Annotated in this window: 9 protein-coding genes; 3 read left to right on the top strand and 6 right to left on the bottom strand. The window is 55.5% G+C overall.

Annotated features, from left to right (window positions below; translation table 11 throughout):
- Positions 1-15: 15 nt before the first annotated feature.
- A complete protein-coding gene (locus tag WNY39_RS11890) occupies positions 16-2304 on the bottom strand; it encodes a glycosyl hydrolase family 28-related protein (RefSeq protein ID WP_342845739.1) in 2289 nt (762 codons plus the stop codon).
- A 239-nt stretch (positions 2305-2543) separates the two neighbouring features.
- Positions 2544-4124: a lysine--tRNA ligase gene (locus tag WNY39_RS11885; RefSeq protein ID WP_342845738.1), complete on the bottom strand. Its 1581-nt coding sequence runs from the start codon at positions 4122-4124 to the stop codon at positions 2544-2546.
- A 118-nt stretch (positions 4125-4242) separates the two neighbouring features.
- Between WNY39_RS11885 and WNY39_RS11880 the strand changes: the two genes are divergently transcribed.
- Positions 4243-4665 (top strand): tellurite resistance TerB family protein, encoded by a 423-nt coding sequence (locus tag WNY39_RS11880; protein ID WP_341233285.1) that lies wholly within the window; start codon positions 4243-4245, stop codon positions 4663-4665.
- 6 nt (positions 4666-4671) lie between these two features.
- Here WNY39_RS11880 and dacB read toward each other — a convergent pair whose 3' ends face one another.
- Entirely contained in the window at positions 4672-6168 is a 1497-nt protein-coding gene (dacB, locus tag WNY39_RS11875) for a D-alanyl-D-alanine carboxypeptidase/D-alanyl-D-alanine-endopeptidase (RefSeq protein WP_342845737.1), read from the bottom strand.
- Positions 6169-6257: 89 nt separating this feature from the next.
- Between dacB and WNY39_RS11870 the strand changes: the two genes are divergently transcribed.
- A complete protein-coding gene (locus WNY39_RS11870; protein WP_342845736.1) occupies positions 6258-7082 on the top strand; it encodes a DMT family transporter in 825 nt (274 codons plus the stop codon).
- Here WNY39_RS11870 and WNY39_RS11865 read toward each other — a convergent pair.
- From WNY39_RS11865 to WNY39_RS11855, 3 genes are all read right to left on the bottom strand, one after another.
- Positions 7074-7676, bottom strand: a complete 603-nt coding sequence (locus tag WNY39_RS11865) for a nicotinate-nucleotide adenylyltransferase (protein WP_341233282.1) — start codon at positions 7674-7676, stop codon at positions 7074-7076. The genes WNY39_RS11870 and WNY39_RS11865 overlap by 9 nt on opposite strands.
- Positions 7677-7752: 76 nt before the next feature.
- Entirely contained in the window at positions 7753-9318 is a 1566-nt protein-coding gene (locus WNY39_RS11860; RefSeq protein WP_342845735.1) for an alanine/glycine:cation symporter family protein, read from the bottom strand.
- Positions 9319-9329: 11 nt separating this feature from the next.
- Entirely contained in the window at positions 9330-9770 is a 441-nt protein-coding gene (locus WNY39_RS11855; protein ID WP_341233280.1) for a universal stress protein, read from the bottom strand.
- Positions 9771-10229: 459 nt separating this feature from the next.
- On the opposite strand from WNY39_RS11855, the gene ettA reads away from it, so the two are divergent.
- Positions 10230-11885 carry an energy-dependent translational throttle protein EttA gene (gene ettA, locus WNY39_RS11850; RefSeq protein ID WP_342845734.1) on the top strand — a complete coding sequence of 552 codons (1656 nt, stop codon included), beginning with the start codon at positions 10230-10232 and terminating at the stop codon, positions 11883-11885.
- Positions 11886-11900 lie beyond the last annotated feature (15 nt).

Raw genomic sequence — 11900 nt, 5'->3', positions numbered from 1 at the left:
AAAGGCCCCGTTTGGTTAACGCTTGTCCATACGCGCCTGCAAAAAGACGGATCCCTTTACACTGGTGTTCCACACAAGGTTTAATAAATCACGGTTCGGGCCCTGATCGGTCAGCACATAGGGCGTCGTGAACTGCGCCACATTTGATGCATTCCGGATAGGGCCATCCATCGCGACGCTGTCCACTGCAATTGCCCAGCCGCCGAAAGGGAACCGTTCGGAAATATCGACAGTCCAGTTTTGCGCCGGACTGGATTGTGAATGTTCAACCTGGACGGGGTTTGCGACGGGATAGGTCACGCCGTGAAACGAATTGCCGGTCATTTCAATATTCCGCATGCGCGAAAAATCCATGTCGGCAAAGCTGGTGTCGATGCGTTCAACCCGGTCAATCCAACCGTTCAGGCTGCGGAACCGGTTGTCATTAATCGTCAGGCCGTTGATCACATGCCCCGATCCGTGCGGCTTGATCACGATATAACTGAACCACGGCGCGACCTCGCCCGACAGAAAGATATTCCCGCTGATCGCCAAGGAACTGAACGAATATTCGTTGCTATAATCGGGTGCTGGGTCTTGTTCATTCGTCCATTCGATAAAGCAGTTATCGATATAATTGCCCTGCACCACCGATCCGGTATGCTGCGCAGCAAGGATCAAACCCGCAGAGCGAATACCGTTCGTCACGGTGTCGCCTTGGAAAAAATGGTTGCCCGTGATGATGTTGTTCTGCCCGGCAATCAATGCAAAATGCCTGAACCGGGTGGCCCGGTTGTCGCGAATTTTCACATCATTGGCGTTACAGTTGATCCCGATGGTCTTGCGATCTGCGACGTTCAGGTTGTCTTCCGATGACAGAAACTGGCAACGGTCAATAAACATCCCCTGACAGCCGCCGCCAATCGACGTAACGCCCCGATCTTTCGGACGGGAAACAAAGCAGTCGCGCATATGGAAGGTGACGCCAGAGGGCGCAAGGTTTACGCCGCTTGCCACGTTGTTGCACTGGATTTCGATATCAGACAGCACGAATTTGCTGAGTGATCCGTAATTGCTGAAATCCAGCATGTATTGAAACCGGGAAAAGCTGAAGCTCTGCGTGCCAGCCGCATCATAAAGCGGGGCATTCAGGGTGATCTCTTTGCTGGCCACGTTTTTCGACCGCACGTAAATTTCGCGCCCGACGCCAGCCCCAGATACCAGCGCACCGACCGGCACATTTGCGATATTGGTCACATTGGTCAGCTTGCGCGCGTTCGACGGGGTATATGTCGCGTTCGACGTAACAGTGACGGTATCCCAATCGCCACCGCTGGCCGCTTCAAACTGTCCATTTCTGATGACGCGGCGGGTGGCATAGCTTGTCCGCTCGGGCGTGGCTGCCTGCATGTCGATCGGCCCAGTCACATAAATTTTGCGCCCGCCCATATCCAAGGATTCATGATCCGAATTGTTCAAAAGCGCCTGATACGCCTTACGAAAAGCAATCTCTTCAGTCTCGAATGCGTCGATATAGTTTGGCAGATTAAAGTTGCGGCGCAGTTGCAGGATTGCATTTGCGGGCATGGTCACCTTGCCCTCGAACAGGGTTTCAGTGTCAAAAGTGACATCCCCGTTCAGCAGATACGTCCCCTTTGAGATCAGTACCCGCCGACCTGCCGACGCGGCATTAGCCGCATTGAAGGCCGCAGTATCATCGGTAACCCCGTCGCCCACCGCACCAAAGTCACGCACATCAATCTGCGCCAGCATGTCCACCAGAAACGCGCTGGTGATATCTTCGACCTGCAGATCATCGATACGGACCACGCCGCCATTTTGCCCTGTCAGATCAAGGCCGAAATGCCCGTAAACAGGTTCGGTGCCCCACACCATGTCCACGCCGTTGCGCTGGCCGGACCCAACAATCGCGCTGACCTCTACAACTTCGCCATAGCTGGAAAGCTGAACAGACGGCCCAACTTCGGTCAATCCGCCCACCCGGCTGCCGTTGCCAAGGGCGGGATAACCCGCAATCCGAACAGCCGGAAGGTTACCGCTGACCGCTTTGACCTTGGCCGTTATGCGCAGATAGCAGCCGGGCAACAGCGGCGTCTGTCCCATATAGCGCAGCCTTTGTGTGCTTTGCGTCTTAATCAGCTCTAACGCGCCGCCAAAATCCTGATCGGCTGGGATGAACGCCGCGTTGATCGCATTGGCATAGGTATCCGAACCCGCGGTACCGTCCCCGCTTGAATACACATCCAACCCGTTGGCAAAGATCGCTGGTGTCAGGACAAGCCCGTCCGTAATCGCCTTGTTCATCACTATCCCCTTTCAGAAACCGCGGCATACGCCCGGCGGCCCATCTGTTGCGTAACCCCGGCGGTATGCCGGCATGCGCAGTTGGATAGTTACGGTTCGTTAACCGGCGCTAAGGGGAGCGCACGCTGAAAACAAAAATGCGCCGCTTACCACACCAACTGGGGTGGGCAAACGGCGCAGTATTTTGGGGATGGTAAGCGACCGAGCCCAGGCGTCGGCCCCGTCGCTTTTGAATAAATTTACGCTGAGACGAGTTTGCCTGCCAATGCATCCTCAATCAGCGCCACAGTCTCATCCACACCGTATAGCGCAATGAACCCACCGAAACGTGGCCCTTGGCTGGCACCCAAAAGCACCTCGTAAAGCGCTGTGAACCAATCACGCAATGGATCGAAGCGTTCTTTGCCGACCGCAAACACCATCGTTTGCAACGCTTCGGCATCTAGGCCCCCATCCCATGCTTTCAACTGATCGTGCAGATCTTCCAATGCCTCGCGTTCCAGATCGCTGGGCGCACGGAACACCTTGGTCGGCTTCACGAAATCATTGTAATACCGCACCGCATGATCGGCAGCGGCGTCCATGCCCGGATTGCCTTCGGGCGTCGCATCAGGCGCATAGCGCTGGATAAAGCCCCAGAGCTGCGATTTCTCCTCGGCCGAGGATACCGACGCCAGGTTCAGCAGCATCGAATAGGGCACGATCATATCGGACTTGGGCACTTCACCGCCGTGGATATGCCAAACCGGGTTGTTCAACTTGGCCTTATCATCCTGTGTCTCATAGGCGCGCAACTGCTGATGATACTCATCTACAGCCTTTGGGATTACGTCGAAATACATCCGCTTTGCCGTCTTGGGCTTGAGGTACATGAAATACGACAGCGATTCCGCGCTGGCATAGGTCAGCCATTCGTCAATCGTCAGGCCATTTCCCGATGATTTCGAGATTTTGTGACCGTCCTGATCCAGAAACAATTCATAGGTGAAATGCTCGGGCGCACGCGCACCCAGAATTCGGCAGATCGAATCGTAGATCGGTGTGTTGGTCGAATGGTCTTTGCCATACATTTCGAAATCGACGCCCAAGGCCGCCCAACGCGCCCCGAAATCCGGTTTCCATTGCAGCTTCACATTGCCACCTGTCAGCGGCAGCGTCATCTCTGTTCCGTCTTCATCGTCAAAGGTGATGGTGCCCTCTTTGGCATTCACTTCTTTCATCGGCACGTAGAGGATACGGCCGGTTTCAGGATGGATCGGCAAGAATATCGAATAGGTCTGGCGACGCTCATCGCGCAGTGATTTCAGCATCACAGCCATGATCTCATCGTATTTTTCAGCGGCCCGCAAAAGAATCTCGTCAAATTGGCCTGAACCGTAAAATTCCGTGGCCGAGATGAACTCGTACTCAAAGCCGAATGTATCCAGAAACCGGCGTAACATGGCGTTGTTATGTGCACCAAAACTGTCATGCGTCCCGAACGGATCCGGCACAGATGTCAGCGGGCGTTGCAGGTGCTCGGCCAGTGCTTCGGGGTTGGGAACGTTGCTTGGCACCTTGCGCATGCCATCCAAATCGTCCGAAAAACAAACCAAACGGGTCGGAATGTCGCTGATCAGCTCGAAAGCGCGCCTAATCATCGTGGTGCGCGCAACTTCGCCGAAGGTCCCGATATGCGGCAGGCCCGACGGGCCATATCCGGTCTCGAACAAGACATACCCCTTCTCGGGCATCTTATTTCCATAGCGTTTCAACACCCGGCGTGCTTCCTCAAAGGGCCATGCTTTGCTGGTTAAGGCGGCTTCACGCATCTGCGACATCTTTAAAATCCATCAATTTTGCCTGTCACCCTATGTGTACAAGCAGGCTGTTCCTATTGCGTCCCCCTCTGGCCGTCAATAATCTGCCCTTGATGAGCAGGCGATACAGGATATCCCAATGACCGAAGACACCTCCCTGACACTAAGCGCGCAAGATTGTCTTGTCGCGCTGATGATTGCGGTTTCCGCGTCGGACGAAGACATTCGCACGACCGAGCTGATTAAAATTCAAACTGCGGTGAATATCCTGCCCATTTTTCTGGACTACGATAATGACCGCATCAGCACCGTTAGTCAGATGGTCTTTGACCTGTTTGAACAAGAAGACGGGCTGGACGCGCTGTTTGGTTTGATAAAAGGGGCGCTGCCAGACCGGTTGAACGAAACGGCCTATGCCCTTGCCTGCGATGTGGCCGCAGCAGACGGCAAACTGGAAGAGGCCGAACTGCGCCTGTTGGAAGAAATCCGCTATGAGCTGGAGCTTGACCGCCTGCACGCCGCTGCGATTGAGCGTGGTGCGCGGGCACGCCACGTTACATAACGTGCTCTAACTGACGTAATACGCCGCCCAACGTTCGATCAGCTTTTGCTGTAAACGTTTGGCGCGCGCATTCCACGCCCTGCCGCCATCCGGGCGTTCGCGTTGTGCCCGGCTTAACTTGGCCCGTCGTGGTTCATCGGCTGAAAACACCACAAACGCCATCTCGCGTCCGCTTGGGGCCTGAATATAACCCGCTAGGGTCGAGACAAAGTTCAACGTCCCCGTTTTGGCATCAACCTTGATCGGGTGATCGCGTCTGGGTCTGCCCTTTTCATCCCGCAGAACGATGGTCTTGAGTATGGGCTTCAAAGTGCCGGATTTGTTCACCTTCACCAAAGCAGTCAGCATGTCGCTTGCTGAAATCCTGTTTTCCGACCCCAGACCTGAATGATCAACCAATGCAGGGTTTTGCATTCCCAGCGTGGTCTTGGCCCATTGGTTCATTTCGGCCGCTGACTCTTTGAGGGTTCGCGGCGCTTTCCCTCGGGCAATTGTCGATGCCAATCCGGTCATCTCTGCTGTCAGGTTGGTTGAGTATTTCAACATATCGCGCAAGATGTCGTGCAAGGGCGCGCTTTGCTGCGTGACCAGCACCTCCGCCCCAGTCGGCAGCGCATCGATCACCTGAAGGTTCCGCAGCCTTATCCCGTTTGCACCCGCCATCGTGGCAAAGATATCTCCGGCATAAAGGCCGGGCTTGCGCACGGGCAACCAGCGCGCACCGCTTTGGCCCAACGCGCGCTTTGCCACCGTCCAAGTGTCACGTTTGATATCGTCACGGTACGTATACACCGGGTCCGAGCGGTCTTGGACTTGCATCACCGCCATCGCGACCTCGGGGCGGTATCTGGCCGAGCGGCCATCCATCGTTACCGCATAGCCGCTATTGCCACGCTTCCATTCGAAATGAACACGGTTAAAGTTCAGTGCCAACCCAGTGACACCGGGATTATACCCGACATGGTCAGGCTGTTCCGGGTCGATCCTGCTTACACGCGGGAAATCCCCCTCATAGACCCTAAAGCCACCTTTGACACTGTGAATACCCGCGTCCTTAAGCCGCCCGGCCATCGCGGCTAGGGCATCCGTATCCAAGGTCGGATCGCCACCACCAACCAAGATCAGATCCCCCTGAACCTCGCCTTCGATGATCCCGCCAGTCGCGACGATCTGTGTCTTGAACATGTGATCTGCACCCAAGGTTTCTAGCGCATAAAGCGCGGTAATCGCCTTGGTCACACTGGCGGGCATCAGCCCCATCGTTGGTGCCTTTTGTTCCAGCACCGTTCCGGTTTTGGCATCCGCGACAACAAACGCCACCTGCCCTTTCAGGTTTGAAGCCTCAATCAGCTCTGACGCCGTTGGAATGGTATGCCGCAACAGATCAGCGCCGCGCAGCACAGGGCGCAAAGATGTGTTCGGCGGGGCGGCAAAGGCACTAGGTGCAAGAACACCCGCCGCCGCAGAGCTCAGAAAAAACCGACGTGAAAATTGCTGTGTCATAGTGAAAGGTTAAAGCCGACGATGCGTGGTGATACAAGCATCTGCAATTCACATTTTAATGGGTCATGACCCATGCTAGTGAATGCCTTATGCAGCGGGCGATCCTTATCATGTTTATGGCCATGTCATTGATCCCCGCCGGGGACAGTGCTGGCAAGATATTGACCTCGCAAATGGGGGTAGCTCCGGTTTTCGTCGCGTGGTCACGGTTCGCGATTGGCCTGATTATTCTGATCCCGTTCGTTCCCGATCACACACGCGCATTGTTTGGCAATTGGCGCATCTGGGTGCGCGCCGCGATGATCTGCGGCGGCATCACCTGCATTCAAACAGCCCTACAGACCGAAGACGTGGCGAATGTCTTTGCCGCCTTTTTTATTGGCCCCTTGCTTAGCTACGTCTTGGCGGCGGTATTTCTGCGCGAACCCATCACCCTGCTGCGCAGTGCATTGATCGCGATAGGCTTTGCCGGTGTCCTGTTGGTGGTACGCCCCGGCGTTGACGTCAGCGCCGGTCTGCTTTGGGCGCTCGCGGCGGGCACGTTTTATGGCATATTCCTAACGATGTCGCGCTGGCTGTCCGATCTGGCGACGCCCCTGCAGCTTTCTGTCACGCAATTGGTCATCAGCACTGGGTTGCTGCTGCCATTCGGGCTGATGCATCTACCTGAATTCACCGCGCCCATCGCCGCCCTTACAATAACCAGCGCGGCCTGTTCGATGTTGGGAAATCTGCTGATGCTTTATGCCTACCGCATTGCCCCGGCGACCAAAATCGCCCCGATGGTGTATTTCCAACTGCTGTCGGCTGTTGCGTTAGGCTGGGTCTTGTTCGGAGCCCTACCTGATGCGATGACATGGATCGGGCTGGCAGTCATCCTAAGCGCGGGCATCGCGTCGACCCGTCTAAGATGACCACTTGCCAGCGGCGCGTATCGCGGTCGAGCTGACGTCCGTCATCGGGACATTCACAAAACACCATGCTGGCGCATCGGCATACCCCAAAAGCTGGCTTTGCCTGCCGGGAATACGGTACTTTGCATAAAGTGCCGCGGCCCTGCTCATCCGTGCGGAAATGCGCTGACCGGGGCGGGCCATTACGCCAATCGGGACCGTTTCAACAATCTGCTGCCAGTCCTGCCAAAGATGCAATTGCGCCAGATTATCCGCGCCCATCAACCACACGAACCGCACGCCGGGGTGGCGCGCCCGCAAGGCGGCAATTGTCTGTGCGGTAAAGCGCGTGCCTAACTGCGCCTCTACATCGGTGACATCAACGCGGGGGTGCTGCATGACTTGGCGCGCGCGCTCCATACGTTGCGCAAGCGGCGCAGGCCCCTGCGCCTTGAGCGGGTTACCGGGGCTGACCAACCACCAAACACGATCCAAGCCAAAGCGTTTCAACGCCTCGCGTGTGATATGCGCATGGCCCTCGTGGGCAGGATCGAACGATCCCCCCAAAAGCCCGATCACCTGACCCGGTGCCACATATGGAAATGGATAGCCCACGAAAACGGCCCCCGAAATGCATCAGGGGCCGAAAGGAGAGGGTCTTGCCCTCTTTGTCAATTAGCTAATCGACGGATCAGTCGACGAACTTCTTCAGCTCGCCCGATTTCAAGCGTGCGAAATAGCTGTTCATCTCGCGCTTGACGATGGGCATGAGGAAGTACAGCGCCGTGATGTTCACAACCGCCATCGCAAAGATCATCGCATCAGAGAAGTCGATGACAGCGCCCAGATTGGCCGCGGCACCCACGATGATGAAAAAGCAGAAGATGACCTTGAACACGATCTCTTTCGTCTTTCCTTCGCCTACCAGATAGGTCCAAGCCTTGAGGCCATAGTAGGACCAGCTGATCATGGTCGAGAATGCGAACAGCACCACCGCAACAGCCAGAACATATGGGAACCAGCTAAAGCCAGTTGCAAATGCCGCCGATGTCAGTTGAACACCGCTGGAGCCGTCAATGGTTTGGATTGATGTGCCAGCTTCGTTCAGAACGAAGTTACCGGTTGCCGGATCCACAAGCAGAACACCAGAGATGGTGATCACAAGCGCTGTCATCGTACAGATCACAACTGTATCGATGAACGGCTCAAGCAAGGAAACCACACCTTCGGTCACTGGTTCTTTGGTCCGCACGGCAGAGTGTGCAATCGCAGCCGACCCAACGCCCGCTTCGTTCGAGAACGCAGCACGTTTGAACCCTTGGATAAGAGCACCAACAAAGCCCCCCGCAACACCAAGACCGGTAAAGGCACCGTCAAAGATTTGACCAAACGCCCAGCCGATTTTGTCGTATTCAACGATCAAGATCACCAAAGCTGCTGCCACATAAAGGATGCCCATGAACGGCACGACTTTTTCCGTCACCCGCGCGATGGATTTGATCCCGCCCACGATAACTGCGAACACCACCGCGGCAAAGATTAGGCCCGTGATCCAGCCGGGGTAATCGCCGAGGATACCAGAAATCTGCGCATGCGCCTGGTTGGCTTGGAACATGTTCCCGCCGCCCAATGCACCACCGATGGTAAAGATCGAAAATACGATGGCCAGAAATCCGCCAAATGGCAGGCCGCGTTCCTTGAACCCCTTGGTCATATAGTACATCGGACCACCGGAAACCGTGCCATCTGCGTATTCGTTGCGATATTTCACACCCAGCGTACATTCGGTGAACTTTGATGCCATGCCCAAAAGACCCGCTAGGATCATCCAGAATGTGGCACCCGGCCCACCAATACCAACCGCCACGGCAACACCGGCGATGTTACCAAGGCCGACAGTGCCCGACAGGGCTGTTGTTAACGCTTGGAAGTGGCTGACCTCGCCCGCGTCATCGGGGTCGGAATAATCACCTCTGACCAGTGATATCGCGTGGCCAAAGGCCTTAAGCTGGATGAAACCAAAGTAGAATGTGAAAACGGTCGCACCAACGACAAGCCAAAGCACGATCCAAGGAAAGGACGCGCCGGCGATTTCGAACGGCAAGGGGGCAAAGATCAGGTTAACAAACCACCCCGTTGAGCCTGCGAAAATATCGTTAATGCGCTGATCCATGCCCACCGCGTCCTGCGCGGAAGCGATCGCAGGCAAAACGGAGGCCGCAGCCGCCCCAAGCCCGGTTGTAAGAAACTTATTCATGATCTGCTCCCTTATGGAATGATTGTGACTGGAACGCTGGATGCGACGGCCAAACGGCCCGTCACGCCACCGAACATCCGCTCTTTCAAGCCGCGCAGACCGACGCGGCCCACCACGATTTGCAGCGCTTTGTTCTTTTTGGCGATGTCATCCAGAATATCCGCAACATCGCCATGTTTGACGATCCCATCGACCGCTAGGCCCATTTCTGTTGCAGCTTTAACAGCCGGGTCCATGATCCGCTCGCGCGCCATCGAAAGCTCTTCTTCACGGCGCTTGTGGCGCTCCGCGTTTTCTTCCGATGTTTGAAAGCTGAATGGAGACCATTCAATCACATAGACAATTTTTAGGGTGCAGTCCCCAATTAATTTGGCTTGGGTGGTCGCAAAAGCCAGGGCTCGATTGCCTGCCTCACCCCCGTCAAGTCCAACGACGATAGTGGATGTTGTCATTATTTTGTCCCTCTTGCTACGGCACAGCCTCTTTCGGGCCGCGTTAACCCCAAGGGCAAAAATCGCCCCTAGATAGAAAGACGATAACTGACAACGTGAAAATAATTCGCCTCATTTTTAAGCAATTTGAAGTCGATTTGACCGAATTAACCCGAGATGGACGATAATATGCGTCGTTTTGTCCCACCGTATCGCCGACTCAAAGTCGTGAATCTTTGCATTTCATATGCTTTTGGTTGTGTATTCAGCGGGCTGTGCACCAGTGGCGCGGCGAATAGGTGTCTCTCCCCGACTTGGCATTATCCACGGCGCGACCCCGTCATTGGCCCCCGCTCAGACAGGCCGGCGACCAGCACCTTCAAATCCGCATTCGGTGCTCATATATTGAGTGTTTGATCTTGCCCGCCTTGGGCGATATTGCACACCCCAACCCGTAAGCAGCTTATCCGAGGATTCCCAATGGCCGCCTATCAATATGTCTACCACATGTCCGGTGTCTCAAAGACCTATCCGGGCGGCAAGAAATGTTTCGACAACATTAACCTGAACTTCCTTCCCGGCGTGAAAATCGGTGTGGTCGGTGTCAACGGTTCGGGTAAATCCACGCTGATGAAAATCATGGCCGGCCAGGACAAGGATTTCTCGGGCGAGGCATGGGTCGCTGAGGGAGCCAAAGTTGGCTACCTCGAGCAGGAACCCTATCTGGACCCCGCCCTGACCGTTCGTGAAAACGTTATGCTGGGCGTGAAAAAGAAAAAAGACATCCTGGATCGTTATAACGAGCTGGCGATGAACTACTCTGACGAAACAGCCGACGAAATGGCCGCGCTGCAAGATCAGATCGATGCCGAAAACCTGTGGGACCTCGACAGCCAGATCGACGTGTCGATGGAAGCGCTGCGCTGCCCCGCCGACGACGCCGATGTGACAACCCTATCCGGTGGTGAAGCGCGCCGCGTTGCCTTGTGCAAACTGTTGCTTGAAGCCCCTGAAATGCTGCTGCTCGATGAACCGACCAACCACTTGGACGCGGAAACCATTGCTTGGTTGCAGCAACACCTCATCGACTACAAAGGTACGATCCTGATCGTTACCCACGACCGCTATTTCTTGGATAACATCACAAGCTGGATCCTCGAGCTCGACCGCGGCAATGGCATCCCATACGAGGGGAACTATTCCAGCTGGATCGACCAAAAGGCCAAGCGGCTTGAGCAAGAAGCCCGTGAAGACAAATCCAAGCAAAAGACGCTGTCGCGCGAATTGGAATGGATGCGTCAGGGGGCCAAGGCCCGTCAGGCAAAATCCAAGGCCCGGATCAAATCCTATAACGAGATGGCAGATAGTTCAGAGCGCGAACGCTTGACCCGTGCGCAGATCGTTATTCCAAACGGTCCACGTTTGGGCAGCAAAGTGCTTGAGGTCGAAGGCCTGTCCAAAGCAATGGGCGACAAGTTGTTGATCGAAAACCTCGAATTCTCGCTGCCACCCGGCGGTATCGTCGGTGTCATCGGCCCCAACGGTGCGGGCAAATCGACCCTGTTCAAAATGATCACCGGCAATGAAAAGCCAGATACAGGCTCCATCAGCCTCGGTGACACTGTCGATCTGTCCTATGTGGATCAGTCGCGCGATGACCTGAACCCTGACGACAACGTATGGCAGGCCATCTCGGGCGGGGCGGAAATCATCAAACTGGGTGACGCCGAAGTGAACTCCCGCGCGTATTGCGGTGCTTTCAACTTTAAGGGCGGCGATCAGCAAAAGAAAGTCGGCCTGCTGTCAGGCGGTGAACGCAACCGCGTGCACATGGCGCGTTTGCTCAAAGAAGGCGGCAACGTTTTGCTGCTCGATGAACCGACCAACGACTTGGACGTTGAAACCCTGCGTGCGCTCGAAGATGCGCTTGTGGATTTCGCCGGTTGCGCCGTGGTCATTTCGCACGACCGTTTCTTCCTTGACCGGATTTGTACGCATATCCTCGCCTTCGAGGGCAATGCCCATGTCGAATGGTTCGAGGGCGGATTTTCCGACTATGAAGAAGACAAAGAGCGCCGCCTGGGCGCTGACGCGATGGAACCAAAGCGCCTGAAACACAAAAAATTCTCGCGCTAAGGCAAGGCCTTTTGA

Source organism: Sulfitobacter sp. AS59 (assembly GCF_038899995.1).
In the GTDB taxonomy this organism is placed as follows: Bacteria; Pseudomonadota; Alphaproteobacteria; order Rhodobacterales; family Rhodobacteraceae; genus Sulfitobacter.
This window is presented reverse-complemented; position numbering and strand designations above follow the sequence as displayed.

Excerpts from the sequence above, each read along its gene's own strand:
- WNY39_RS11880 (WP_341233285.1), top strand. The coding sequence starts at position 4,243 with ATGACCGAAGACACCTCCCTGACACTAAGCGCGCAAGATTGTCTTGTC.
- ettA (WP_342845734.1), top strand. The coding sequence starts at position 10,230 with ATGGCCGCCTATCAATATGTCTACCACATGTCCGGTGTCTCAAAGACC.
- WNY39_RS11860 (WP_342845735.1), bottom strand. The coding sequence starts at position 9,318 with ATGAATAAGTTTCTTACAACCGGGCTTGGGGCGGCTGCGGCCTCCGTT.
- WNY39_RS11890 (WP_342845739.1), bottom strand. The coding sequence starts at position 2,304 with ATGAACAAGGCGATTACGGACGGGCTTGTCCTGACACCAGCGATCTTT.
- WNY39_RS11855 (WP_341233280.1), bottom strand. The coding sequence starts at position 9,770 with ATGACAACATCCACTATCGTCGTTGGACTTGACGGGGGTGAGGCAGGC.
- WNY39_RS11870 (WP_342845736.1), top strand. The coding sequence starts at position 6,258 with ATGCAGCGGGCGATCCTTATCATGTTTATGGCCATGTCATTGATCCCC.
- dacB (WP_342845737.1), bottom strand. The coding sequence starts at position 6,168 with ATGACACAGCAATTTTCACGTCGGTTTTTTCTGAGCTCTGCGGCGGCG.
- WNY39_RS11885 (WP_342845738.1), bottom strand. The coding sequence starts at position 4,124 with ATGTCGCAGATGCGTGAAGCCGCCTTAACCAGCAAAGCATGGCCCTTT.